22 protein-coding genes are annotated in these 25,557 nt (G+C 45.9%); 5 read left to right on the top strand and 17 right to left on the bottom strand.

All coding sequences use genetic code 11. The features are described from left to right. The 6 genes from QNH15_RS07160 to QNH15_RS07135 all read right to left on the bottom strand — a co-directional run bounded on the left by QNH15_RS07160 (position 1) and on the right by QNH15_RS07135 (position 7,294). Positions 1-1,056 (bottom strand): homoserine dehydrogenase, encoded by a 1,056-nt coding sequence (locus QNH15_RS07160; RefSeq protein WP_283893664.1) that lies wholly within the window; start codon positions 1,054-1,056, stop codon positions 1-3. Beyond that, positions 1,046-2,281 (bottom strand): M20 metallopeptidase family protein, encoded by a 1,236-nt coding sequence (locus QNH15_RS07155; RefSeq protein WP_283893662.1) that lies wholly within the window; start codon positions 2,279-2,281, stop codon positions 1,046-1,048. The genes QNH15_RS07160 and QNH15_RS07155 overlap by 11 nt, the downstream gene beginning before the upstream one ends. Before the next feature lie 34 nt (positions 2,282-2,315). After that, the gene (locus QNH15_RS07150; protein WP_283893660.1) at positions 2,316-3,512 is read right to left on the bottom strand and encodes a cystathionine gamma-synthase family protein; all 1,197 of its coding nucleotides are present in this window, start codon (positions 3,510-3,512) and stop codon (positions 2,316-2,318) included. A 15-nt stretch (positions 3,513-3,527) separates the two neighbouring features. Beyond that, positions 3,528-4,532, bottom strand: coding sequence for a cyclodeaminase (locus tag QNH15_RS07145; RefSeq protein ID WP_283893658.1), 1,005 nt, complete (start codon positions 4,530-4,532; stop codon positions 3,528-3,530). Positions 4,533-4,546: 14 nt separating this feature from the next. Then, complete coding sequence (locus QNH15_RS07140) at positions 4,547-5,740, bottom strand: M24 family metallopeptidase (protein WP_283893656.1); 1,194 nt, start codon at positions 5,738-5,740, stop codon at positions 4,547-4,549. Between the two features lie 189 nt (positions 5,741-5,929). Beyond that, entirely contained in the window at positions 5,930-7,294 is a 1,365-nt protein-coding gene (locus tag QNH15_RS07135) for an aspartate aminotransferase family protein (protein ID WP_283893655.1), read from the bottom strand. Between the two features lie 187 nt (positions 7,295-7,481). Here QNH15_RS07135 and QNH15_RS07130 point away from each other — a divergent pair, with 187 nt between their 5' ends. Further along, on the top strand, positions 7,482-8,348 hold the full coding sequence (locus QNH15_RS07130) for a MurR/RpiR family transcriptional regulator (protein WP_283893654.1): 867 nt from the start codon (positions 7,482-7,484) through the stop codon (positions 8,346-8,348). A 33-nt stretch (positions 8,349-8,381) separates the two neighbouring features. On the opposite strand, the gene QNH15_RS07125 is transcribed toward QNH15_RS07130, so the two are convergent. From QNH15_RS07125 to QNH15_RS07110, 4 genes are all read right to left on the bottom strand, one after another. Continuing rightward, positions 8,382-10,082, bottom strand: coding sequence for a PucR family transcriptional regulator (locus tag QNH15_RS07125; RefSeq protein ID WP_283893652.1), 1,701 nt, complete (start codon positions 10,080-10,082; stop codon positions 8,382-8,384). Positions 10,083-10,165: 83 nt separating this feature from the next. Continuing rightward, the gene (gene eutB / locus QNH15_RS07120) at positions 10,166-11,155 is read right to left on the bottom strand and encodes a hydroxyectoine utilization dehydratase EutB (RefSeq protein WP_283893650.1); all 990 of its coding nucleotides are present in this window, start codon (positions 11,153-11,155) and stop codon (positions 10,166-10,168) included. A gap of 153 nt (positions 11,156-11,308) precedes the next feature. Beyond that, a complete protein-coding gene (gene pulA / locus QNH15_RS07115) occupies positions 11,309-14,224 on the bottom strand; it encodes a type I pullulanase (RefSeq protein WP_283893648.1) in 2,916 nt (971 codons plus the stop codon). A 126-nt stretch (positions 14,225-14,350) separates the two neighbouring features. Further along, complete coding sequence (locus QNH15_RS07110; RefSeq protein ID WP_283893646.1) at positions 14,351-15,100, bottom strand: DUF2161 domain-containing phosphodiesterase; 750 nt, start codon at positions 15,098-15,100, stop codon at positions 14,351-14,353. 151 nt (positions 15,101-15,251) lie between these two features. On the opposite strand from QNH15_RS07110, the gene QNH15_RS07105 reads away from it, so the two are divergent. Then, positions 15,252-16,664, top strand: a complete 1,413-nt coding sequence (locus tag QNH15_RS07105) for a hypothetical protein (RefSeq protein ID WP_283893644.1) — start codon at positions 15,252-15,254, stop codon at positions 16,662-16,664. Between the two features lie 129 nt (positions 16,665-16,793). Next, a complete protein-coding gene (locus QNH15_RS07100) occupies positions 16,794-17,564 on the top strand; it encodes a SurA N-terminal domain-containing protein (protein WP_283893642.1) in 771 nt (256 codons plus the stop codon). A gap of 39 nt (positions 17,565-17,603) precedes the next feature. Here QNH15_RS07100 and QNH15_RS07095 read toward each other — a convergent pair whose 3' ends face one another. Then, positions 17,604-17,987: a nuclear transport factor 2 family protein gene (locus tag QNH15_RS07095; protein ID WP_283893640.1), complete on the bottom strand. Its 384-nt coding sequence runs from the start codon at positions 17,985-17,987 to the stop codon at positions 17,604-17,606. A 141-nt stretch (positions 17,988-18,128) separates the two neighbouring features. Here QNH15_RS07095 and QNH15_RS07090 point away from each other — a divergent pair, with 141 nt between their 5' ends. Next, on the top strand, positions 18,129-18,575 hold the full coding sequence (locus QNH15_RS07090; protein ID WP_283893639.1) for a cupredoxin domain-containing protein: 447 nt from the start codon (positions 18,129-18,131) through the stop codon (positions 18,573-18,575). A gap of 99 nt (positions 18,576-18,674) precedes the next feature. Continuing rightward, positions 18,675-19,325 (top strand): DUF2306 domain-containing protein, encoded by a 651-nt coding sequence (locus QNH15_RS07085; protein WP_283893637.1) that lies wholly within the window; start codon positions 18,675-18,677, stop codon positions 19,323-19,325. Between the two features lie 40 nt (positions 19,326-19,365). On the opposite strand, the gene QNH15_RS07080 is transcribed toward QNH15_RS07085, so the two are convergent. The 6 genes from QNH15_RS07080 to QNH15_RS07055 form a co-directional block, all read right to left on the bottom strand. Then, complete coding sequence (locus QNH15_RS07080) at positions 19,366-20,616, bottom strand: helix-turn-helix transcriptional regulator (protein WP_283893635.1); 1,251 nt, start codon at positions 20,614-20,616, stop codon at positions 19,366-19,368. Between the two features lie 108 nt (positions 20,617-20,724). Continuing rightward, positions 20,725-20,907: an aspartyl-phosphate phosphatase Spo0E family protein gene (locus tag QNH15_RS07075; RefSeq protein ID WP_283893633.1), complete on the bottom strand. Its 183-nt coding sequence runs from the start codon at positions 20,905-20,907 to the stop codon at positions 20,725-20,727. A gap of 190 nt (positions 20,908-21,097) precedes the next feature. Further along, entirely contained in the window at positions 21,098-23,227 is a 2,130-nt protein-coding gene (locus tag QNH15_RS07070) for a glycosyltransferase family 39 protein (protein WP_283893631.1), read from the bottom strand. Continuing rightward, on the bottom strand, positions 23,224-24,117 hold the full coding sequence (gene galU, locus QNH15_RS07065) for a UTP--glucose-1-phosphate uridylyltransferase GalU (RefSeq protein ID WP_283893629.1): 894 nt from the start codon (positions 24,115-24,117) through the stop codon (positions 23,224-23,226). The genes QNH15_RS07070 and galU overlap by 4 nt, the downstream gene beginning before the upstream one ends. Then, positions 24,114-24,521, bottom strand: coding sequence for a GtrA family protein (locus tag QNH15_RS07060; protein ID WP_283893628.1), 408 nt, complete (start codon positions 24,519-24,521; stop codon positions 24,114-24,116). The genes galU and QNH15_RS07060 overlap by 4 nt, the downstream gene beginning before the upstream one ends. Beyond that, complete coding sequence (locus tag QNH15_RS07055) at positions 24,514-25,497, bottom strand: glycosyltransferase family 2 protein (protein ID WP_283893626.1); 984 nt, start codon at positions 25,495-25,497, stop codon at positions 24,514-24,516. The genes QNH15_RS07060 and QNH15_RS07055 overlap by 8 nt, the downstream gene beginning before the upstream one ends. Positions 25,498-25,557: the final 60 nt, after the last annotated feature.

Raw genomic sequence — 25,557 nt, 5'->3', positions numbered from 1 at the left:
TTAAATGTTTACCAGTTTCCGTTCACGATCAATGTTGATCAAATCAATGAGCAGAGAGAATCCCGTTTCCACTTTGCCTGCACCGGCTCCGCTCAGAGTAATCGTACCTAACAGGTCACAGTCATAAGCAATGGCATTTACTGCTCCCTTAATGGATGCGAGCGGATCGGTTACCTCCACTTTTTCAGGAGCAATAGAAGCGACGATTTTCCCATTTTCTTTTCGTGCCTTTGCGAGAAGCTTCCACCGCTTGCCCTGGGCCTTCGCCGTTTCAATATCATGCCGGGTAATATTCGTGATTCCTCTACAGGATATTTCTTCTACAGAAAGCGGCTCTTTCATGACATAGTTTGCAAGAATGGCAATCTTGTACCGCGCGTCAAATCCTTCCACATCGCTGGTCGGATCGGCTTCCGCATATCCAAGCGCCTGAGCTTCCTTCAGTGCTTCCTCATACGTTACGCCCTCATCCTCCATTTTTGTCAGGATATAGTTGGTCGTCCCGTTCAAAATGCCGCGGATTTCATAGATTTCATTTCCGGCAAGGGCAGCAATTGGCATGCGCAAGGATGGTGTCCCGCTCATCACCGTGCCTTCAAAACCCCAATGAACACCTTGCTTTTCAGCCAGCTGTGATAACTCCTGATACGCCAGCGCAACCGGGCCCTTGTTCGTCATCACCACATTCTTTTTGGCCATAAACGCGGTGCGGCAATGGTCAATTGCAGGCTGCCCGGTTTGGACATCCGTATAGGAAACTTCGACAATGGTATCCGCATTGGATTCCCGGATGGTCGTAAGGCTGTCCCATCCCGTCACGAGACCCGGTGAAGAAGGATAGTTCTCAAGATTTCCGGTTTCCTTGAGCACTTCAAGCGCGGTTTCTATATCAAGGCCTCTTGGGTGATAGATGGAACCTTTTTTAAAATCTGATATGGCGACAATTTCAGCTTCAAATTGTTCATTTATCTTTAACTGCTCTTTCTTATTTTTTAAAATTTCAGCCAGCCCCTGACCGACCGTCCCAAACCCGATAAATGCGAGTTTATGTGCCATGAATGTCGACCTCCACCTTTTTACGGTTTGGCAAAACTGCCTCGCCCTTTAAATAATTGATCGCTGTTTGTGCCAGGATTGCCGTACCCATCGGCAGGCACTCCTCATCAATGTCAAATATCGGGGTATGTAAATCCCTTTGCTCACCGCCAGGTTCAGCACATCCCAGAAAAAACAACGCACCTGGTACCCGTTCCGTTACGTACCCAAAATCCTCCCCGCCCATTCCGAAGGGCCCTCTTGTAATATTGATTTTTGGATACCGCTGTTGAGCCGCCTCAATAAACCACTGGTTCACCGCCGGATCGTTTTTCAACGCAGGCTCGCCGCGGTCGATTCGAAAGGAATACTCTCCGCCGAGCGGTTCAACAATGGAAAACGCCCGCTGCAGTTCCACCGCCAGCTTGTCCCGCACTTCCGGCGAATAGCTGCGCAAGGTGCCAGTTATGGAGACTTCGGTAGGAATGATGTTACTTGCTGAACCCGCGTGTACCTCTCCAATACTGAGAACAGCCGAATCCAATGCCGATAGCTTCCTTGCAACAATGCCATGAAGAGCCTGCAGCACCGGGCCCAGCATCCATATCGGGTCTGTGCCCTGCTCCGGGTAGGCCCCATGTCCGCCGGTCCCCGTAATCTTGCCTTGAAACACGTCGACATTGGCCATGCTGTACCCGTCGTTCACTTGCATGGAACCGACGGGCAGCCACGGACACATGTGAAGGGCAATAGCTGCATCCACCCCATCATACGCTCCGGCTCTGATCATATACGGAGAGCCGGATAGCCCGTTTTCATCGATACTTTCTTCTGCCGGCTGAAAAATAAATTTCACGGTTCCCTGTATATCACCGCGCTCGAACTGTTCCGAGAGCAATGAGGCCACGCCGAGGACAATCGAGGTATGCGCATCATGACCACAGGCGTGCATCACCCCTTCGTTTCCGGAAGAGTAACTCACTTTGTTTTCCTCCGTAATCGGCAGGGCATCGATATCGGCCCTGATCGCGATCACGGGCCCTTCACCGGAAGAGAGTGTACCCACTACCCCGGTAGCCCAGCCTATTCCCGTCTTGGTCTTCATTCCCTTCATCTTTCTCAAAGCATCAGCAATATAGCTTGACGTTTCAAACTCCTGAAAACTGAGTTCGGGCCTTTGATGAATCTGCCGCCGCCAGGTCATAAGCTTTTCTTTCATGCTTCCTATACCTTCCGGATGTTTCATAGATCACTCATCTCCTCAAACCCGGAAAATTTTCTTAAACTTTCAACCCGCTTTCCACATGCTGAAAGGCTTGTTCGAAATCGGCAATAATGTCCTCAATATCTTCTATGCCGCAGGAGATCCGGATTAATCCTTCAGGGATGCCCATGGCTGCACGCTCTTCCGGTGTACACTCCACATGGCTTGTGGTCCGTGCCGGCCCGACTGTTGTTTCCACAGCACCAAGGTTTGCCGCCCGGTTGGCATATTGCAATTTTGGAAGAAGGTCCCGTACCGTTTCCACTCCGCCTTTTACGGCAAAGCTGAGCATTCCGCCAAACCCTCTCATCTGCTTCTTTGCTATTTCATGGTTTGGATGGGTTTCAAGCCCAGGATAATAAACACCCTCGACAAGTTCTTGTGTTTCAAGGAACTTGGCCAGTGCCATTGCGTTTTCACTTTGCTGGCGGACACGAAGCTTGAGAGTCTTCATTCCTCGCAGGATAAGATAGGCTGCCATCGGATCCATGGTCGCTCCGTTAATCTCACGGAAATGATAGATTTTTTCCACCAGTTCATCAGAACCGCATACAACACCTCCAAGTGCATCTGCATGTCCTCCAAGGAACTTGGTCGCACTGTGAATGACCAAATCTGCACCAAGAGCAAGTGGGTTTTGATTAATTGGCGTTCCAAACGTGTTATCCACCACCACGAGCGCTCCAGCTTCACGGCCGGCCTTCGCCATTCGTTCGATGTCAGTAATCTTCACAGTCGGATTGGTTGGAGTCTCAAGATAAAGAATGGAGCATCCTTTGGCTACTTCTTCTTCAATTTGCTCGTGGTTGCCCGTTTCACACAGAACCACTTCTACCTGCTGGCGGGGGAGGAATTCAGTAAAAATTTTATTCGTTCCGCCGTATGTATCCTTGATGGACACAATTCGGTCCCCTGGTACAAGGAACGTGGACAGCGTGTTGCTGATCGCAGCCATTCCGGTTGAAAAACTTGTTGCGGCTTCCGCTCCCTCAAGAATCTTTACCTTATCTTCAAACGCCTGAACGGTGGGGTTCGTGTTCCTTCCGTAAATATGTCCCTTTTTCTTGCCGATGGCCACATCATACCATTCATCCATATCGTCGTAGCCATAGGCTACGCTTAACACTACAGGCACTTGAGTTGCCCCGTGCACCAAATAGTCTTTTTCCCCTGCCCAAACGGATTGTGTTCCTGCTTTTGCATTCTGTGTCATACGATGACTCCTCCTTTAGTTTTTTAGAGCTGGTTTTTTGTCTTCAATTTTCAATCCCATTCCCCGGTTCACCATTTCCTGAAAAGCGAACAGAGCAATCGCCGTATCCTGAACACCCGTGCCTGTCAGATCACACACCGTAATCTGCTCATCATTTTGGCGTCCTTCAGCCTGCCGTGAGGTGAGCTCACCGATTTCAGTGATGGACCTTGTTTCTGAAATCACGCCCTGAGAGAGCGCATGATGAAGCTCGCCCAGCCGCTCACATTGAGCGACCGTATCACAGACCAGAACATCCGCTTTCGCCAAAACATCGGCTTCAATCTCCTGTTTGTGCTCTGCATCCGAACCCATCGCCGTGATATGGAGTCCGGGATGAAGCCACTCTGCTTTGATTACCGGTTCGCTTGCCGGTGTGGTTGTAATGACAAGATCGCTCTGGATGACGGCTTCTTTTGCACTTTCAGCCGCCTGAACTTCCACTCCAAGCTCTTCGGTCATTTCCTTCACATACGCTTCTACTCGATCCGGTGATCTTCCGTAGACGATCACCCGTTTGAAATTTCGAACCAACTGAAGCGCTTTTACCTGATACCGGGCCTGGCTGCCACAGCCAATCACACTGACGGTATGGATGTCCTCTTTTGCCATGTATTTCGATGCGATTGCCCCGGCGGCAGCCGTCCGAACGTCTGTGAGATATCCATTATCGAGCAACAGCGCCTCCGGAACTCCCGTAGTTGCACTAACGAGCATCATCAGACCGCTTCCGCTCGGCAGACCCAGCTGATAGTTGTTAAAAAAGCCGGAAGACACTTTGATCGCAAACTTGTCTTTGCCTTTGATATAGGCCGTTTTCACATCCACTTCACCATTGTGGTCATGAACATCCACCCGCATGATGGGAGGCATGACCGCTTTCTTTTCGGCGAGGCTTGAAAATCCGTCTTCCACCACCGATAGCGCTTCATGGTTAAGTGATATATGCTGCCTTAACTCTTGTTCTGTAAAAATGTACATCTGCAGCTCCCCTTTTAATTGAAGTTGGTTTCAAGGGCACCTTCTTTAATCACGAGCTGTCTTGGCAAGGATGCGAACGTTTCGCAGCCAGTTGCCGTTACCCGAAGGGCTTCGCTCGCTTCAAACCCATACTGGTCAAGCCAGATGCCCGGAATGAGATGGAACGTCATATTTGGCTGGAGGATCGTTTTGTCCCCTTTCCGGATACTCGCTGTATGCTCGCCCCAGTCAGGCGGATAGTTCAGCCCCATCGCATAACCGAGGCGTGATTCTTTCACGATCCCGCTTTTATGAATGGTCTTTCTCCACGTTTCTTCGATTTCTTCACAGGCAATGCCAGGCTTGATCATATCCAGGCACGCATTCAATCCCTCGACCACAATCCCGGAAAGACTTTGTAAGCGTTCAGACGGCTGTCCGATATTGACCGTTCTGGCAAGAGGTGAATGATACCGTTTGTAGCAGCCTGCCAGCTCCAGGATGACGGATTCGCCTTTCTTATACCTGTCATCTGTCCAGGTCAGGTGGGGTGTGGATGTTTTTTCCCCTGATGGCAACAGGGGTACGATAGCTGGGTAATCGCCGCCGAATTCCTTGGTTCCTGTGATCTGGGTATGAAAAATCTTGGCCGCGACATCACATTCCCTTACGCCTTCGTTGATCATCCCGATTCCGTCCATCATAGCTTTTTCCACGATGGTTGCAGCCCGCTTCATATATTGAATTTCGGTATCGGATTTAATGAGGCGGATCCAATTGACGAGCAGCGTTGCATCCTTGAATTCAGCGCTCGGAAGTCCCTTTCTCAGCTGTTCATAGCATTTGGCCGTAAAATAGTAGTTGTCCATTTCTACGCCGACCGCGCGTTTGTCCTGTCCGATCTGCTTTAAAATATCAGCAACAAAATCCATCGGATGCTTCGTATCGGATTGAACGTAATCATCCGGATAAGGAATCAGGTTCTCATGATAAAGCCAGGATGTGGCTTTGGCTCCATTTGTATCCTGGTTCCGGCCGATCCAGATTGGCTGGTCTTCATCATCAATGACGATCAGCATTTGATGAACATAAAAGGACCATCCATCATAGCCGGACAAGTAATTCATATTTGCGGGATCCGTGATGAGCAGGACCTCGATTCCTTTTTCCACCATCCTTTGTTTCGTTTTCACAATTCTCTCCTGATATTCAGTTGTTCCGAATGACATCGGACCCACCCTCCCTAACGCATTTATTATTTGAATTTTAAGAATAATTAATCTATGACTCTAGTATAGAAGAAAAGATGGTTTTCTCTCATCTGCAAAAATGTATGAAGTTTTTGTAAAAATTTTAGCCAAATTATCATATTACATAAAAAGAGACCGTCAACAGATAGACGGTCCCCGCTCATTTATTTAACTCATTTTGGATAGTGCATAATCATAAGCTTCCAACGTACGATTGATTTCGTTCTCACCGTGCATGGTAGACAAACTGTAACGATTTAAAGGTTTCGTATAGATTCCCTGTGAGAGCAAGTAGAAATCCAATTCCCTTCTCAATGTAAAATTGGATTGCTGAAACTCACGGTAATTTCTCACATCTTCCAGCTCGGTAATTACCACATTGAATATAGTCCCCAATCCGATAGACTGCATGGCGATTCCCCGTTCAGCGAAAAGCATTTGAATCCCGGATTTAAGTCGATCTGTCACCGACAGAACATGCTCCATCTCATCTTGTAGAACATTGATGGTCGCCAGACCTGCCGCTAAGATCGTTGGATGCCCATTATACGTTCCGCTGTGAAACAGCACGTCCCTGGCACGTGAATGTTTGCTTTGGCTGCTGTCGAAAACATCCGATGAAGAGGAAGGAGCACTGACCATTAAAATGTCTTTTTTTCCGCCAACCACGCCAACAGGGAATCCGCCTCCCAGTACTTTACCAAGCGTAGTCAAATCGGGGTGTACTCCATAAACCGATTGAGCGCCTCCGATCCCTAACCGGAACCCTGTTTTTACTTCATCGAAAATGAGAAGGATTCCGAGCTCCTCGGTGATCTTCCGCAAGCCTTGCATGAAGGCTGGTTCTGCCGGAATAAATCCGCCCTGAATGGGTTCCATCATGACGGCCGCAATCTCATCTTTTCTTTTATACAATATGTCTGAAACGGCATCCAAATCATTGAACGGAAGAACAATAGTATGTTCTTGATGATAAGGATCGATCCCTTTTGACTCAATCACCGATTTTGGTTCATCAATCGGTCCCGCTTCGGTAATCGGCGGATTCACACTCAATAGGACTTGGTCATATCCACCATGATAATGCCCCTCAAACTTTGCGATTTTTTTCTTGCCAGTATAGGCATAAGCCAGACGAATGGACAAAAGCGTTGCTTCCGTTCCTGAATTGGTATACCGGATCCGCTCCATACTCGGATACAGCTCCATCATTTTCTTTCCCATTTCCAGCTCCAGCTGATGTGGAGTACCAAACAGGAACGTTCCGTGTTCCTCCATTTGCTGCTGAATGGCGGCTTTTACTGCAGGATGCCCATGGCCAAGCATGAGTGCTCCGTAGGAAAGCAGATAGTCAATATACTCATTCCCGTCCACATCGTATAAATAAGCTCCGCTTGCTTTTTCCATGATGATTGGATAAGGGTCATAGGCCTTAATATTGGCTGTGACACCGCCGGGCATGACGTGCTGCGCCTCGTTCATAAATTCTCTGGAGTTTGGTGTTCTTTTTGTGTATTCCGTAAATGCATCCATCGTTTCATCTCCGATATGAAATATTTATTTCATCTTAAACGTATATTTTTTAAGAATTATATAATAAACTATAAATAAATGAAATATTTATTTCAAAAATTTCGTATGGGTGTATTGTTTTTTCAACTCGTTTATGATGGTAGTAGGATACAATTGCACAACTACAACGTAAAAAAGGAAATGAATTATGGCACAAGACCACGTTTATCATGTTATGGCGGAAAAAAGGATGAAGATGAGCAAAGCACATTCTAAAATTGCAGATTACATAATGGATCATCCAAACACTGTCCCCTTCTTTACCGTTTCCAAATTGGCAAAAGAAGCGGGTGTCAGTGAAGCAACCGTCGTCCGATTTGCTGTCTTTCTTGGGTATTCCGGTTTCCCTGACTTTCAGCAGCACCTGCAAAACGCCGTACAGCAGCAGCTCACCACCATTGAAAGACTTAAACTGTCGAAAGAGGTATATAAAAAGGAAGATGAAGCGGCTTATGATATTTTCCAGGACGATATCGCCAACATTAAAGCGACCATGGAAAGTCTTGATATTCGCTCGCTCAAAGACGCGGCCGACCATCTGATAGAAAGTGACCATGTGTATATCTGTGCAAATCGCAGTGCAGCTGCTCTTGGAAACTTCCTTCACTACTACTTGAATTTTCTTTTGGATCATGCCGAGATGGCGACTTCCAAAGAATTGCTTCCTGAGCAATTGTATCAATTAAGTGAAAAAGATACGGTGGTTGGCATCAGCTTCGCCCGTTACACAAAAAGCACCATTGATATGGTTTCTTTCGCAAAAAAACAGGGATCGAAAACAATTGTGATTACCGACAGCCCTTACTCTCCCCTTGTTCCCCAGGCGGATGTTGTCCTGCTGGCTTCCAGTCATCTTCCTACGTTTTTCGATTCATTTGTAGGTCCGCTTAGTCTGATTAACAGCCTGATCGCGCTTATCGGAAGGGAAAAAATGAATGACGCTCAGGGCCGCCTGAATAAACTGGAGGATGTTTGGGAACAGTTTGATGTTTTTTACAAGAAGGAAGATCACTAAGAAAAAAAGACCTTTTCAGGGTCTTTTTTTGCATTATGAATGAATAGTGGTTTCAGTGAGTCCCAATTTCCACGTTTTAATGCTGAGATCGAGCAGAAACAAATCGTCCGTATCGATGAGAGAAAGGCCTGTTAACGTTTCAATTTTGCGCAGTCTGTACAATAGAGACTGTCTGTGAAGGTTAAGCAGGCGGGCGGTCTGGCTGACGTTTCCGTGGCACTCATTGTAAGTACTGAAGGTGCCGATCAAGTCCATGTTGCGCTGCTGATCATATTGGATGAGCGGTTCGATGGCAGAGACGATGATTTCTTTCATTTCCTTGTTTTGGGCCAGGGTCAACAGCACCCGGTCCACCTTTGTATTCTCATACAATACCCGGTGTCCGGCGCCTTTTTTCTTCCTGCCGATTTGCAGGGCCGTTTGTGCATGGTCAAAGCCTGTTTTGAATCCTGCGATTGTTTCTTGCGCCCCTCCAATTCCCCATGAAATGACCACATCAGGCAGCAAATTCCGCAGCCGCCTTTCCACCAGGTCCAAAAAATGATGGGCAGGGTTTTCATTGTTTTTTGCCTGCACAAAAAGGGTTAATTTATCTCCTTGATAGGTCATCATTACTTCTTTTTCAAGCGACCCGGCAGCATAGTAAATTTCTTCCTCAATGTAGCGGATCATGCTGTCAAGCCAATGCTCGTACGAAAGGTCATACTGCTTTCTTTTTTTAAACAAGAGCTCCAGGTTCTCGGGATATCCCGCAATACAGACATAAGGAACCTTAAGATTAAATCCAAGCAATTTGGCTCTGGATTCCGCTTGCTCATCAGAAGTAAATTCACCTTTGGCCAATTCCTGTATAAAATCGCTGCGTAGGCGCATCTCGGTTTCTTCAATGGCATTTTGGCGAGACAGCCAAAGCGCGATCGTGGTAGCCGAATGCTCAAGCACATTTACCCGGTATTGAGTCAGGAAGTCTTCAATCTCCCCATCCTTTGGGAACAGTACAAATAAATATCCCTGAATATCTCCTGAAGCGTTCAGGATCGGCAGCCGCAGAATGGTCTCACCGTCGAGCTCAATCATTTGAAACTTTTGATACATGGGATCCTGGGGCAAAAGGGATGATGTTTTTTTTATCGAGATTCCATCCTTCAGGTTATAGTACTTCCATTTGTCGTCGGGATCCCCCGCTTCCGTACGGTCCTGGATGATTCCCGCACGGTCGGTAATGACGATCGGGCAACCGATCTGATTTTGAATATAATAAGAAATCTCCCTGAGGCTCGTTTCCTTGAGAATCAGCTGGAGGAGTTCCTGCTGGGCTTTTTCCGATTTCTCCCGTTCTTTATACTGGATGTCGTTGAGCTCCCTCAGCACTTCTTCTATAATGGTGGAAAAACGGACTTCCCAGGGGATTTCCATAATGATAAATTGATGCTTTTCAGCCAGCTCCACCACTTCTTTTGGAACGTCAAAGATATAACGCCCCAACGCAATAATCAATGCAGAAGCTTCGGAATGGATAATATCCTCTACAAATTTTTTAAATAATTGAATATCATGCCCGCAGCCGATGGCCGTACTCAGGACGACTTCGTTCTTACGCACAAAATTTTCCACCGGCATTTCAATGGCAGAAATCCACTGGACATGCCGTTCTCTAAGATGGGAGCTCCCGGTCCGTACCCTGGCATTTTCCATAATTTCAAGGCTTAACAGATCATTCACAGCTAACTTCAACCGCTCTCCCCCTCTGGCTGCAAGATTATTTTCTAAATATTCATATAGTTAACTATACCAAAACTTGCAGCAGGCGGGGATCATTATGCAGGATTATACATATTCAATATATGCTGAACAACAGTCAGATCCACATTATGGCCAGTGATAATAACGGCAATAGCTCCATCCTTGTACTCAATATGATTTCCCAGCAACGCAGCAATTCCGGTCGCCGCTGCCCCCTCGATGATCATTCGGTGATGGTCGATCATGAATGCCATACTCTGTGCGATTTCTTCTTCAGGTATCAATACCGCCCGGTCCATATATTTCTGGACCATGTCGAAGGTGTAACGGTTATCCATCCCAATGCCGCCGAGCAGGCTGTCGGCAAGCGTATCCTTTTCCGGCATCTTAATCGGTTTGCCCGCTCGTAAACTTTCATACATCACGGCTGATTCTACCATGGAAACGCCAGTGATCCCGATTGAAGGGTCATTCGTCTTCAGCGCCATACCGATTCCTGACAGCAGTCCTCCGCCTGAAAGAGGGACAACAACGTCCTTCAAAGCAGGGATATCCTCCAGCAGCTCAAGGCCGATGGTGCCCTGACCGGCAATGACCTCTGGATCATCAAAGGGTTCAATAACGGTTAACCCATTCTCCCTTTCCAGCACCAGACATCGTTCGCCCGCTTCATCCTGGCTCTCTCCGCAAAATTCAATGAAAGCTCCAAGCCTTTTCAATGAATCTACTTTTGCCTTTGGTACCCGGTTCGAGATGCAAACGGTCGTTTTAATTCCCAGCTTTTTAGCGACATAGGCCACTGCCATTCCATGATTTCCGGTGGAATACGTTGCTACACCCCGTTTTCTTTCCTCCTCAGTCAAGCTGAGGATTTTATTGGCCGCACCCCGTACCTTAAAAGCCCCTGTATCATGCACGGTCTCCAGTTTTAAATAGACCGGGCGGCCCACCTTTTCTGATAGAATAAAAGATTCAACAGCCGGTGTTTTGCTGATTATTGAACTCATCCTCTTTCTTGCTTCCCATACGTTTTGTATTGTCACATTCGTTTTTAGCTCTTTCATTTTTGTCCCTCCCTCTTAAAACCATCTCTACTTCGGATTATATAGTAACAATATTCTGTAATCTATTGTGAAAAGTGACTAGGAACAGGTAGAACTTTTACTACAGAATGATAAAAAACCGCCGGATTCCTCCAGCGGTTACTTCCATTCTTTTTATCGTCCATCCAGGACAATGGTACTGAGCGCAGGTACTTTAATGGTTTTGCCCATTACGATTCCGAGGGGTTTGTTCCCCGCCTCTTCGCCATTCGCCAGGACTCGCCATGGTCCGATCTTTGGAAGTGAGATCGTTTGAACGCTTGTGTTGGCGTTATAAACCACGACCAGATCCTTTGACCTGTCTTTGTTCGCGTGGCCTTTCAGATCATAGGCAACTGTATTTTTTGGTGCGGGCAGGAACTTGATATGGCTGCGGATGTCAGCAGCCGTTCTCATCCGGAAGGCAGGATGACCTTTTCGGAGCTTAATCAAGCCTTTCATATAGTCTACCTCTTTTCTGAAATCGGCACGGCGCTGCCAGTCGAGCTGGTTGACTGCGTCAGGTGACTTGTAGCTGTTATGGTCGCCGCCTTTCGTTCTCATGAATTCCTGTCCGGCATGAAGGAAGGAGATACCCTGTGATGTCAGGATGATGGATGACGCGAGCTTATGCATCTTTTTCCGGGTATCCACCGAGCTTTCTGGATTTGTCAATTGAAGCTTGTCCCACAGGGTGTGGTTATCGTGAGCTTCGACATACGTGATCACCTGTTCCGGATCCTTATAGGTCGCAATAGTGCTCGAATAATCGATCCCTGCTTTAACCCCTTCCTTGATCGCCTCTTCAGTATCCGGTTTTCCGTTCACAAATCCTTTGTCCGTATCTTCAAATACGCTCCCCTTTAAGCTGTCACGGATTCCATCGTTAAAATGGGCGATGCCATTCATTTTTCCGGCATTCTTTTGATTGGCTTTCAATGATGGATCAAGCGGAGTATTGAGATCCCATCCTTCACCGAGTACAATGATCGATGGATCAATCTTATTTAATGCCTTTCTGACTTGATTCATTGTTTCTACATCATGAATGCCCATCAAGTCGAATCGGAAGCCATCCAGATTGTATTCCTTGGCCCAGTAGCTGACGGATTCCACAATGAATTTCCTCATCATCTTGCGTTCTGAAGCCGTATCGTTTCCGACTCCCGTTCCGTTTGCCAGTGTTCCGTCATCGTTATACCGGAAGTAATAACCCGGCACGAGCTTTTGAAAATTTGATTCGTCTGCCGAGAACATATGGTTATACACAACATCCATAATCACCCTCAGGTTGTTGTGATGCAGGGTGTTTACCATTTGCTTCATTTCTTTGATCCGGACGGCCGGCTTATAGGGATCTGTTGAGTAAGATCCTTCCGGTGCGTTATAATTCTGCGGATCATAGCCCCAGTTAAATTGCGGCTGATCGAGCTTGGTTTCATCTACGGTTTTATAATCATAGATCGGCAAAAGCTGTACATGCGTGACTCCAAGATCCTTGATATGGTTCAATCCTGTTTTGACGCCTTCTGGTCCTGTTGTGTTTTCCTCAGCAACTCCCAGGAACTTTCCTTTATGCTTGATTCCGCTTTTCGGATGCATGGAAAGGTCTCTGACGTGAAGTTCATAAATGATGGCATCTTCCGGAGTGAAAGCTTTCATCCGTTTATGGAAGTGCTTTGGATCGGTTTTATCCAAATTGATGACGGCTCCTTTTTGGCCGTTTACGGTTACCGCACGGGCATAGGGATCAACCGCCTCGCTCCATTGGTTGCCGATTTTCACCTTATACGTATAGATCAGCCCTTCATGATTGCCTTTTAGTGTTAATTTCCACGTTCCGCGTTTGCTTTTTTTCAAAGGAAGATCTGTGCCCTTTTCGTCCTGCCATGATTTGTACATAACAAGCTTTGCCTCACTGGCGGTTGGTGCCCAAAGCCGGAACTTTGTTTCTTTTTTGGAATAGCTGTTGCCCAAATCATCTCCACCGTAAAAGAACTTATTGTCAAATTCCGGCGTGCGGACAACTTTGCCTGTTTGTACCTCTGCCTCTCCAAAGTTTTCTTTGGAAACCTTGTACACTTTAGTGAGATCCAAATCTTTGGAAATGATGATCTTCACCTTGTTTGTAAAGTCTCCCCCTTGATTGTCAGCGGGAACAACTTGTTTGATGGATGCACCGCCGGTAAGGCTGATGCCATGCTCTTTTATATCAAACGGAAAATTCGTTTCAAATGTAATCTCACGAAAACCATCGATGGATGCCTTTACGATTTTCGGTGTACGGTCCACCAAATCTTTATCGTAATAAAGGCGCTCCTGTCCTTGCGCAATCCATACCTCGGCAGAGCCGTCCTCCTTGAACTTTGTTACATAACGGTCGTTGAATTCTTTTTCGGCCCAATCATTGCCTGGTATGCTCTTTCTTACAATAAATCCAAGCTTATGAACGTCCTTCAGGTTTTCTATTTGAATTGTAGCTACTTTGCCGAATGCATCATCCTTTGTAAACTGAACCGCTTTTCCTTCACCATTCTCTGGCCATGTCCACAGATTCCATCCGTCGTATTGATTGTCGTAACGGAAATAGTGCACTTTCACATTGAACTTTTCATAGGCAGGTAAGTCACGGTACTCGCCATCAGGCGGCTCGGTATATGTGTTGTCATCCCCTGACTTGACCCAGACTTCCCCTTCCCCTCCAGCAATATCAATGAAACGGTCGCCTCCGTCTTTCTCCCAGCTGTCAGTGCGTACAATAAAGCCTACCTTTTTGTATGTACCATCGAGCTCAATCTCAGCCAGCTTTCCAAATTTGTCCTCCCCGGTAAACGGATAGGATTTCCCTTCTCCGCCTTCAGGAAAAACCCATAAGTTCCAGTCCTTCGTATTTCCCTCTGATGGCTTGTAATGAATGGTTACTTTTGTTTTCCCTGATGAATAATTCGTTTCTGCAAACGATTGCACAGAAAGGAATGAAAAAAAGATTCCTATCAGCAGTGTAAAAATGGAAACAAGAGAAACAAACCGCTTGATCTTGATCCCCTTCATATTCCCGTCCTCCCTTTAACATGAAAATTTTGGATTGCTATCACAACTTTACCACGATAAGGGTATAAATGAAAGCGCTTGCATAACAGATAGGTCAAAAGGCACAAAAAAACCGAAAAGAGATCATCAGCTTTTTTCGGCTTCTTCCTGCAGCTCTATTATTTTGTTTTGATAATAGCTCACCTGATCGGGATAGATTGCCAATTCCTGTTTTCCCTTTTCACTCATGGAGTAGATGCCCCGGGAAATTTTTTCAAACCATCCATAATAGTTTTTGCTTAAAATGGACAGCGTCTTGTCTCCCGTTCCCCACCCTCGCAGTGCCTTGGGAGTCAGCGGACCGAATTCCTGAAGAAGGCAGGCGATGTAAATGCAGGTTTCCATGTAGGCCGTGATCAGTTTGGTCTTGCTGCTTCCGCCGACATTGTAGTCCCCATTCCGGCCTTTGATTTCCTCGAGCAGCTTCGTCCGTCTCTTTTTATATCGCTGCTGGCTTTTCTTGCGGTCAAAGGCCCCGGGATTAAGAATGGTTTCCACCGTCGCACCTTTTTTGGTCAAGGAAACATGCAGCAGCCCGAGTTCCAGCCGTTTGATTAAGTGCAAAACATCATGCCACTTTTTTGAATTCCTTTTGTATTTGGGCTTGGGAACCGCTATATAAACAAAGTCGGTCAGCCGTTGCCGGTTTGTCGCCTGTACAAGCAGGTCCACGTTTAAGGTGAGCTTGAGTTCGACAATAACGAGATCGTCTTCTTTCATCATAGCGATATCGCAATGATGGACTTCACCGTACACTTCATATCCTTTTTCCATAAAATAGTCCCGAACAGGCATATACAGATCAGTTTCATAGCGTTTTTCTTTACTCGTCTTCATAACTACCTCGCTTTGGTGCCCATTATAATCGGTTCCCATATCTTTGGAAAGCTTTTTATCTCACCACTTTTCATTCCTTACATATTCTGTTAGTAATCACCGGGCGGCTGCCCATTGGCCCGGTACATGAATCGGAAGGGAGAGAAAAGATATGGGCGTTGAACTAACAGCGCTTCATTGGATTTATGTGTTTTTTATCTTTTTTATCATTGGCTTTATGGTCGCAAGGAGAGATACAACCCTCATCTGCATCTTGGGAATTTTCCTGATCGCACTCACTGCCACAGGCTCGTTAAGCGCCTCGGTAACCAGCATCTTCAACAGCTTCGCCTACGCCATCACTGAACTTCTCTCCACTATACTAGTCATCTCGATCATTGTGGCCATGAGTAAAACACTGACCGTTACAGGGATCAATGATGTCATGATCTCTCCTTTTTCAAAACTCATACGCTCACCGGCCCTCGCTTACTGGACGATCGGACTCCTAATGATGGTTATTTCTTTTTTCTTTTGGCCATCTCCCGCCGTTGCTTTGATGGGAGCTGTTCTGCTTCCCGTTGCCATACGGGCCGGCCTTCCTGCTCTCGGTGTGGCCATGGCCATGAACCTCTTTGGACACGGGATTGCATTGTCCGGCGACTTTGTCATTCAGGGCGCACCTAAACTGACGGCAGATGCTGCCGGCCTTCCCGTCAGTCAGGTCATCCATGCCAGCATTCCTCTTGTGATTGTCATGGGAGTCGTTACAACCTTGTGTGCCTTCTACTTTTTAAAGCGTGATTTAAAAAACGGCAAGCTCACAAGCGGCACAGGATTGGCAACGGCTGCCGCTTCCTCCAAGGAAGGCACTCTTCAAAATGGAGATCCTGCATTGCTTTCCTCCAGCCAAAAACGCTTTTTCGCATTGCTCGTTCCTGTTTTATTTGCCTTGGATGTTGTGGCTATGTATTTATTTCAACTTCAGGGCGGCGATGCGACCGCGCTGATCGGAGGAACCTCTATTGTCATTCTGCTTCTCATCTCGATGGCAGGGCACAAAGGAAAAGGACTGGAGAAAACAACAAGCTATCTTATTGAAGGCTTTCAGTTCGGTTTTAAAGTCTTTGGTCCCGTTATCCCGATTGCTGCCTTCTTTTACCTGGGTGATGCCGGATTTAACACCATCATCGGGAACCTTCTGCCCAAACACTCTCACGGGATCGTGAATGACCTTGGTGTATCACTCGCATCGGTTGTTCCAATGACAAAGGAAATCGGCGCGGTCACTTTAACGGGTGTTGGAGCCATCACTGGTCTCGACGGCTCGGGCTTCTCCGGCATATCGCTTGCCGGGTCCATTGCCGCATTGTTTGCCCATGCTATTGGTGCTGGAGCGGCGACCTTGACTGCCCTGGGACAAATCGCGGCCATTTGGGTTGGCGGAGGCACGCTGGTGCCATGGGCTCTAATCCCCGCAGCGGCCATCTGCGGAGTCGATCCTTTCGAACTTGCCAGAAGAAACCTGATCCCTGTTGCGATTGGGCTCGTGGTGACCACCATTGTTGCCATGTTCTTGATCTGACGATAAGAAGAAGGCTCCAAGAGTGAGCCTTCTTCTTTACATTTACAAAACATTTTCCTGTTTCATTTCCATTTTCACGCCAAATCCGTTATAATTCGCCCCAAGGGCAATTTTGAAAGGAGTGAAATAATGAAAAAGATTATTTCAATACTAATGATCGCAATGCTTGCCATCGCATTGACAGCTTGCGGTTCGGATGATAAAGACAAAAAGGCTTCAGATAGTAAAGACAAAGCAAAAACATCTCAAGCCGAAAATCAGAAAAAGCAAGAAGAGCAAATGAAAGAAATGCAGAAGAAAATGGATGCACAAAAAGTGGATGACAAGAAAGTAGTAGCCACAGTAAATAATGAGAAGATCATCGGCAAGGATTACAACATGGCGCTTTCTTCTTCACAAATGCAAATGCAGCAAATGGGACAAGACCCTTCCTCCAAAGACGCTGCAAAGCAAATTAAAGACCAGACCGTTGAAAGCCTGATTGGACAATCCCTTATCCTTCAGGATGCAGAGAAAAAAGGATACAAAGCATCAGATAAAGAAGTGAACGATCAGTTGTCTCAAACCAAAAAGCAATATAAAGATGAAAAGAAATTCGCAGCCGCTCTTAAGCAAGCGAACCTGAGCGAGTCAGATGTTAAGGGACAAATTGCGGACGGCATTGCTTCCCAAAAATATATTGAAAAAGAAGTTCCTGCTGACAAAGTGTCAGACAAGGAAATTCAGGATTACTACAACAAATATGCTAAACAAAGCACAGGAAAAGATCAAAAAGCACCAAAACTAGAAGAAGTAAAACCTCAGATCAAGCAGCAGCTTGAACAACAAAAGCAGCAGGAAAAACTCGTTAAAAAAGTTCAAGATCTGAAAAAGAATGCCAAGATTGATGTAAAAATCTAACTGCACGAAATAAGGATGGACTCCAGGTCCATCCCTTTTTTATGGTCTTGAATGACTAGCTGGAATTGAAGGGTCCAACGGAGTTACGGTCCCCTGGTGAAAATAAAGCTGCCATCTCCCATCCATGTGCTTCCATATGGAACTCCTCAATGTGTTTCGGTCTTTTGTCCGGTTACGGATGATATACGTCGTTAATACGATGTCAGGACCCAGCATCCGGACTTCAAAATTTAAAAGGGATAAATCATCCACGTCAAGATCCCCTGTCATACAGTCCTCTTTTCGTATTTGATACCCGGAACTGCCGAATTCCAGGAAATCATCGGCAAGCAGTTCATCCAGCTTTTCGACCGAAGTTCGAACATCGGGCCGCAAATGGCTCTCCTCCAGCTCTCTCATCTGTTCTTTCATGGCCTTTTCCATTTATCTCATCCCTTTATTCCGTATTCCTTTAACTATTCTTCTTCTAAAAGGGTTGTCCTTTGCGCTTCCCCTCTATTTTTTTAACAAGAAATCCATCCTGTCCACATATAGTCTAAAGACAAGCTGATGGAGGTGGAACATTTGAAAATATGGTTTGTTCCGAGAAAATGGATTTTATTGTTTATTTTATGTATTTGTATCGGACTTGGAACGTGGTATGTTGTAAAGCCTGATGCTGTTGAAACGACGGGATCACCGGCCAATGCAAAGCGGCTGACCATTAACATGGTCACAGGGGAATTCAAATCCACGCTGGATAACGGAAAAGAGATTGAAGCCTACCGCTGGGATCCAGGGACGATTTATATCCCGCATGATCAGCCGGTGACCTTGAGCATTTATGGTGTAAACGGCAAAGCACATCCTTTTTACATCGAGGGAACGAATGTGAAGGGGAACGTGGTAAAAGGCAAGGAAACGGTCCTGCATCTTCGCTTTAAAAAGGAGGGCATCTACCGGCTGATCTGTAAAACACACGCAGATATTTCCCACAACGGTCCCATGATTGCCTATCTGGTCGTTGATTGATTCAATGGAAAGCATTCGAAGCTGAATGCTTTCTTTTTTGTCATATTCCACTTATATACATTATATGGTAATATATAACAAAAAAGAGGGAGGGCTTTTGTGACAGGGCGAACGAGAAAGAATTATGCTGTAGCAGGTTGTTATGTAATCGTTGCTCTTTTTATTGCGTATATCGTTGTTCAATATCTGGCCTTTGGGCCAAAACAGGCAGGGATTGTTTCGGGGAAACTTTCGATTCCCGGATTTCCTTACAGCACGTGGCAGGTCTTTTTCTTTGTACACATCGCCACTGGATCCATCGCCTTGCTTACAGGTCCCTTTCAATTCTTAAGGTCCAGCCGGAAGGTGATTTCTGTCCACAGAATCATGGGCAGAATCTATGGGATATCCATTTTCGTCAGTGTCCCGGCTGGCATTTATCTGGCGTTGTATGCCACAGGCGGCCTTGCCTCTTCGATCGGATTTATTGTTCTGGATGTGGCCTGGTTTATGACCGCTTTTCTCGGCTTGAAGCGAATCCGCGAAAAAAAGGTGACCAGCCATCAGGAATGGATGCTGCGCAGTTATGCTGTGACACTCGTTTTTGTGACATTCCGTGTTTTTCTTCCGCTGCTTACCCTGGCTGGCCTGCCTATCTCTTTATCGTTCCCACTGTCCATCTATCTTTCAATGGCGGTTAATCTCGGATGGGCGGAATGGCACCTTCGAAGAAAGAAAAGCCGGTCCATACAGCCAAACATTTCCGCATAAAAAATGAAGGAGAAAAACAGGATTGTTTTTCTCCTTCATTCTATAGGTATTCTTTATACAACTGATTTACTTTTGCATAATAGTGGTTGGCATTTTTATAAGAAAACTTTGCCGAGTAATAAGCAGCCAGCTCTTCATACATTTCAATCAGATGCAGCCGGTCCTGCGTCTTTTCCAAAAATGGCAATGCTTCCTCTTCGATAAACTGCTGATAAGCTTGATCCTGGTCCTGATTGTTGACTTTAAACTCCAATTTTTTTAACCGAATATAATTGATCGTTATCTGGTTCTTGTCAATGGCTTGGAATCCCTTTTTTAGCCACTTTTTTGTTTCTTTTACTTTTTGCATTTTAAAATAGGTATGAGCGATAAGTGAGAGCGTTGATGCTGTATTGGATCCTTTCTTTTTTTCAAGACATTCTCTGAGCACAGCGAGAGCTTCATCATATTGTTCTGCCTGGAAATGGGAATGGCCCAGATTATGAAGGATTCCCGGCAGCATTCCATTCAGGGCAGGATTAAATTTGGACGCATTTAGTGCAATCGAATAATGAGAACGGGCACTTTCGAAGTCCTTTAACCGGCTGTAATTGATACCGAGAATAATATGGCAATCGACACTGCGTGTATAATTGGCTTCTGCATTGAACGCTTCCAGAGCCGTTATTCCATAAAACAGGGATTGTGAAAAGTAGCCAAGCCGCGCGCTAAGCTGGGCCAGCTGATAATAAAGTTCCTCATCATCAATTCGAAGTGTTCTCGATAATACATATGCTTTTTTGTAAAAATCCAGAGACAACTTATTATTCTCAATAAGAAATTTATATAACCCTGTGAATTGCAGGGTATAGAACTCAATCTCACTTGTAGACAGCTTTTTTACTTCAGCGAGCCGGTCAAGCAGCTCCCTCGCTTTTTCCATTTCATCAATATAGATATAAAATCTTGCCAACATGACATTATACAGGTTGACAAGCCCGGGATCATCCAGGCCTTTCATTCGGTTTTGAAAATCATTATATTTTTGTATGGCCACTTGTTCATTCCGGAATTTGATATCCTTGTACCAGATATGAATTTCCTTCTTCAGGTTATTTATGGCTTCTTCACTAACATAAGAATATTCAATACCCAGACGCTCACATAACAATTCCAGAATTTCCGGACTTGGGGTTATGCTGTTGTTTTCAATTTTACTTAAATAAGAAACCGAGCAAATCCCTTCACAAGCCGCCTTTTGTGTTAATCCCTTTTTGATTCTGTAAAAGAATACTTTCTTGCCGTCGATCAATGGCTTCCCCCTTAAATTTTCAGAGCAGATAATATTTTCCTAGTAGAAATATTACCACAACTTATACCAGGCAGCCAGTTCGCAAAATCAAAACTATGTAAAAGAAGGCTACATTTTATTATGGGTTGGAATGGATAGCAGCTTTTGATAGCAGTTTAGTAGTTCATTTAGCTCATTTCCACGAGTAATCGTTTCTTCACTTTGAAAACCCGTCTCCCTGGCTGAATGAATCATTTCATTACGCTTATGTTCAATTAATTCTATTAATTCTTGATTCAAAACCGGGCTCATGTCTTTCACTCCTGAATAATCGTTTCTCCCCCCATGATAAATCAAAATATACTCCATTAGTAGCAAAATTCGACATTTCCATGTTGAGAAAATAGAGCGAAAAACCCCCTCTTTTGAGGGTGATTTCAAGGGAAGTTTCTCAACCAAATTAAAAAAGCAGCCGTTTCTTTCGAAAACGGCTACTGATTGATCAACCTTTATAAACGTACAATGTTTGATTTTGCGATGGGCCGAAAGACACAGTACTCTTTTCCTTATTATTGTTGGAGCTCCATTCACTGGAAGGGACTTTTTCGCAGTTTTTCTTGATCCAGTCGTTGACCTCCTGATTTCCTTTGCCTCCCATTCGGCCGTTGCTGCTTCCTGAAATTAAGAAATATTTAATCTCTCCTGCTTTGACCATCTTTTCAAGGCTTTGTGGCGTAAGTGCAGGATCACTTCCAGAAAAACCTCCCATTGCCATTACCGCATAATCTGTATTTAAGATGATAGGAGCCGCAGATTGGGAACTTTCTGTGGCTACCAGATACTTTTCGCCATTATAATGTTTCTTTAAATAGCTGATCAGTTTTTTGTTCACTTGCTGATTCATTGGATTGCCTTTTTTCATTTGAGGCATTGCTGCGCGATTAAAGCGCTTGATGTTCTGACCGCTACCCGTATTGCCCCCGTCAGCCGGAGCACTTTCACCGTTCTCCCCAAAACTTTTGCTGTTTGGAGCTCCGCCTGGCATGTCACCTCTCGCCGACATGCCTGGGGGTCCTCCCATACCGCCGCCAAATCCAAGAGACGAAGGTCCTGCAACGGGTAATGACGAATTCCCGCTTTGAATCGTCAGCACGGTCCAATACAACGGTAAAACCAAAGCGAGCAGCAGCCCGGCAAGAGCAGCTTTAAAAGTGGGTATCTTTCGTAAGAAAAGCAAAGAGGCGGCCAGGATTCCCGCCAAGACAGCACCACCTGCCCAGCCAAGAGAAACTGATTCTTTGTTTTGGTAAACAATCAATGCTTCAAAAAGGAAAGTGATCAGGATACCAACAGGCAAAAGCCATTTCCCTGTTCCTTCCCCTTCTTTATACTGCTGCCATAACAATACCCAGCCGGTTCCAACGAGCGCAGCAATGGCAGGACCCATCATGCTTAAATAATATTGATGAAAGAATCCGGCGACACTGAAGAACACCATCATGGGAAGAAGCCATGCCAGCCAGAACAACGTCAACTTGTTCTGAATCGTAAATTCCTTTGTTCGCCTGAACTGAACGAGTGAGCCAATGACTCCGAATAATACCAATGGCAGGAGCCAGCTGATTTGTCCCGATAGTTCACTGCGGAAAAGCCTCAGAACACCAGGCGATCCTGTACCGAACATTCCGCCGCTCTGTGTCATTTTTTTCATTTGTCCATTCATATTCGGAGGAGCTCCTGCATCTCCATTATTCTGAGTAGAGCCCGATCCGCTTTGCTGGCCCTGTTTCTGGTTTTGATCTCCGTTCCCTTGTGGCATGCTCCCTTTTGCTCCTGGACCCTGGTTTCCTGTAAGCCGCGATATTCCGTTATAACCGAGAGCCAATTCAAGAACAGAGTTTGTCTGGCTGCTTCCGATATACGGCCGTTCGCTTTTCGGAACAGAATCCACGACAACTGCCCAGGACAGGGATACGCCTGCCAATACAACAGAGGCGATCACGAGATGAAGAATTCGTTTCTTCCAACTCACCTTAACACTTAAAAAGTAAAATAAATAAAAGGCCGGTAACACCATGTATGCCTGAAGCATCTTAATGTTGAAGCCAACTCCTACGAGCACTACGCTCAGAATCAGCCAGCCCACTTTCTGTTTCTCCACGGATTTCATAAGTGCCCATGCGGCAATTAGCAATGTTAAAATCAAAATACTGTCCACATTGTTAGTACGGACCACACCGACAAAAATGGGAGAACAGGCAAGAACAAGACTGGATATGAGAGCCGCACTTCGTCCAAACTTGGGTTTAATCAACACATACATCAATGTAACTGAAATGACACCTGCCAAAGCTTCCGGCAGAAGGACGCTAAAGTCACTGACCCCTAACAGGTAAGCGCTGGCTGCCTGTATCCACAGGGCCACTGGCGGTTTATCAACCGTGATAAAGCCGGCCGAATCAAGCGAGCCGTAAAAGAAAGCGTGAAAGTTCTGCAGCATGCTTTTCACGGCGGCCGTGTAATACGTATTGGAACCTGCATCTCCAAGACTGTATAAGTTTAATATTGCAGAAAACAGGACAATCAAGACTAGTAAGTAATCAATCTTCCATTTTCCGATCAGTTTCATCATACGGCCGATCCCTTCCTTTCCGTCGCAGAACGCATGATATTTTCGAGAAACGGATAGAGCTCGCTCCGTATAGGTTCACGCTGCAGACCCATTTCAATCATTGCTTTCATATAACCCACATGGTCTCCAATATCAAATCGTTTTCCTTGAAGCTCGATGGCATGAAGTGCCTCCGTACTGCACAATTTCCGCAGCGCGTCCGTAAGCTGAATTTCATTGCCTGCTCCTCTTTCAAGTGTTTCCAGAACAGGAAAGATGGATGGATTTAAAATATATCTTCCCATAACGGCAAGATTGGAAGGTGCTTCATGCTCTGCCGGTTTTTCTATCAGGTCAATGACTTTTCTGACAGGTCCTCTCCCTTTGTCAGGGTGAATCACCCCGTACTTGTGAAGAACCTCCCGTTCCACAGGCTGCACACCGATGACAGATGCTTCTGTTTGCCTGTGCCACTGAATCAACTCCTGCAATGCCGGGGTTTTGGACATCATGATGTCATCACCGAGCAGTACCGCAAATGGCTCATCCCCAACAAACTCCTGCGCGCATAACACTGCATGGCCCAATCCCAGTGGCTCCTTCTGCCGGATAAAATGAATGTTGGCCATGTTGGAAATCGCCCGGACCTCATCCAGCTCCCGAAACTTTTCTTTCTTCAACAGCTGCTGTTCAAGCTCAACCGACTTATCAAAATGATCCTCGATCGCTTTTTTGTTCCTCCCTGTTACAAACAAAATACTTTCGATTCCTGATTGCACTGCTTCCTCAACAATATATTGTACGGCGGGCTTATCCACGATTGGCAGCATTTCTTTCGGCTGTGCTTTTGTTGCCGGCAGAAACCGCGTGCCAAGACCCGCAACAGGAATAACTGCTTTTCTTATTTTCATGTATGTTCTCCTCTTTTCCACTCTTTTTCCTGAAAAACCAATAGCTTTGTGCCTGCAAAATTAATCACTGTTCCGACAACGGTAGCTCCCAGTTTGCTGCTGTAGACGCCAAGGTTTCCCTGCTTATGGAGCAGCCAGAGCATGAGCGCTGTAACCAGGAACGTAACTCCATTGATAAGCGCAAACCGGAAAAATTCCGCAAAATCAGCTTTTTCTTTCTGCTTGAATGTCCACGTGCGGTTCAAAAAATAACTGTTCATTACACCGGCACTGTATGAAATACATTGTGCCGCCATATATGCCAGCCCGGACCAGGCAAGAAGGCTGAAAAGACTGTAATCCAGCAGGGTATTCAGCACACCGACACTGCCAAACTTAGCGATTTCCGATACGTTCTTACCCATGGCGCAAAGAACGGGGCCCTGTTATTTCATGAGCAGATAACCCGTAGGTTTCCTTCACAATATAGAGCGGCCTGTCTTTTGTTTCATCATAAATACGCCCGATGTACTCTCCCATCATGCCCAGGATCATAAGAACAAACCCGCTGAACAAGAGCTGAATGACAACAAGAGAAGACCAGCCCGGGACGGTTGTCTCGGTAAAGAACGTTTGGAACAAAACAGCAAGCATATAGACAAAGCCAACAATCGAAAGCGCCATTCCTCCATAGCTCGCCAGCTTTAACGGTTTGTAGGAAAACGATGTAAGTCCGTCAACGGAAAGCTTGATCATTTTCTTTAATGGATATTTAGTTTCACCTGCTGCCCGTTCGTCCCGTTCGTACTCTACAGCAGTTTGGCGGAAGCCTACCCAGCTCACCAATCCGCGGACGAATCGATTCTTTTCCTGGATTCCCTTGAGCTCATCACACACTTTTCGGTCAAGCAGCCGGAAGTCACCCGTATCCACAGGAATTTCGATATCTGTCATCCTGCGCAGTGTTCTGTAAAAAAGGGAAGCCGTCTGTTTTTTAAAAAAGGTCTCTCCCTTTCTTGCGGTCCGTTTGGCATACACTACGTCATAGCCGGCTTTCCATTTTTCAATCATGTTGAGCATCAGTTCCGGAGGATCCTGCAGATCCGCGTCAATGACAATGACCGCTCTTCCTTTCGCATAATCCATACCTGCTGAAATCGCCACCTGATGGCCAAAGTTCCTCGAGAAATCAATCAGCTTCACATTGTAATCCTGCTGCCGGATCCTCAGCAGCTTTTCAACCGTAGAATCTCTGCTGCCATCATTGACAAAGAGAAGTTCATAGGATTCTTTTGTTGTGTCCATCACAGCTTTCAGCCTGTGATACGTGTGTTCAATGACTTCCTCCTCATTGAACACAGGAACCACAACAGAGTAGGTACAATTCCTCTCTCTTTCCATTCACATCTCCATCCTTTCCAAAAAAATCTTCCTGCTTGAACCACCGTTATGGATAGTTTA

Source organism: Fictibacillus enclensis (assembly GCF_030123385.1).
Classification (GTDB): Bacteria; Bacillota; Bacilli; order Bacillales; family Fictibacillaceae; genus Fictibacillus_C; species Fictibacillus_C enclensis.
Note: the sequence above shows the minus strand (reverse complement) of the source record. Positions and strands in the feature narration are given on the sequence as shown.

Excerpts from the sequence above, each read along its gene's own strand:
- QNH15_RS07135 (WP_283893655.1), bottom strand. The coding sequence starts at position 7,294 with ATGGATGCATTTACGGAATACACAAAAAGAACACCAAACTCCAGAGAA.
- QNH15_RS07130 (WP_283893654.1), top strand. The coding sequence starts at position 7,482 with ATGGCACAAGACCACGTTTATCATGTTATGGCGGAAAAAAGGATGAAG.
- QNH15_RS07150 (WP_283893660.1), bottom strand. The coding sequence starts at position 3,512 with ATGACACAGAATGCAAAAGCAGGAACACAATCCGTTTGGGCAGGGGAA.
- pulA (WP_283893648.1), bottom strand. The coding sequence starts at position 14,224 with ATGAAGGGGATCAAGATCAAGCGGTTTGTTTCTCTTGTTTCCATTTTT.
- QNH15_RS07095 (WP_283893640.1), bottom strand. The coding sequence starts at position 17,987 with ATGGAAAAGGCCATGAAAGAACAGATGAGAGAGCTGGAGGAGAGCCAT.
- QNH15_RS07110 (WP_283893646.1), bottom strand. The coding sequence starts at position 15,100 with ATGAAGACGAGTAAAGAAAAACGCTATGAAACTGATCTGTATATGCCT.
- QNH15_RS07140 (WP_283893656.1), bottom strand. The coding sequence starts at position 5,740 with ATGTCATTCGGAACAACTGAATATCAGGAGAGAATTGTGAAAACGAAA.
- QNH15_RS07105 (WP_283893644.1), top strand. The coding sequence starts at position 15,252 with ATGGGCGTTGAACTAACAGCGCTTCATTGGATTTATGTGTTTTTTATC.
- galU (WP_283893629.1), bottom strand. The coding sequence starts at position 24,117 with ATGAAAATAAGAAAAGCAGTTATTCCTGTTGCGGGTCTTGGCACGCGG.
- QNH15_RS07070 (WP_283893631.1), bottom strand. The coding sequence starts at position 23,227 with ATGATGAAACTGATCGGAAAATGGAAGATTGATTACTTACTAGTCTTG.
- eutB (WP_283893650.1), bottom strand. The coding sequence starts at position 11,155 with ATGAAAGAGCTAAAAACGAATGTGACAATACAAAACGTATGGGAAGCA.
- QNH15_RS07145 (WP_283893658.1), bottom strand. The coding sequence starts at position 4,532 with ATGTACATTTTTACAGAACAAGAGTTAAGGCAGCATATATCACTTAAC.
- QNH15_RS07075 (WP_283893633.1), bottom strand. The coding sequence starts at position 20,907 with ATGAGCCCGGTTTTGAATCAAGAATTAATAGAATTAATTGAACATAAG.
- QNH15_RS07060 (WP_283893628.1), bottom strand. The coding sequence starts at position 24,521 with ATGGGTAAGAACGTATCGGAAATCGCTAAGTTTGGCAGTGTCGGTGTG.
- QNH15_RS07160 (WP_283893664.1), bottom strand. The coding sequence starts at position 1,056 with ATGGCACATAAACTCGCATTTATCGGGTTTGGGACGGTCGGTCAGGGG.
- QNH15_RS07100 (WP_283893642.1), top strand. The coding sequence starts at position 16,794 with ATGAAAAAGATTATTTCAATACTAATGATCGCAATGCTTGCCATCGCA.
- QNH15_RS07055 (WP_283893626.1), bottom strand. The coding sequence starts at position 25,497 with ATGGAAAGAGAGAGGAATTGTACCTACTCTGTTGTGGTTCCTGTGTTC.
- QNH15_RS07155 (WP_283893662.1), bottom strand. The coding sequence starts at position 2,281 with ATGAAACATCCGGAAGGTATAGGAAGCATGAAAGAAAAGCTTATGACC.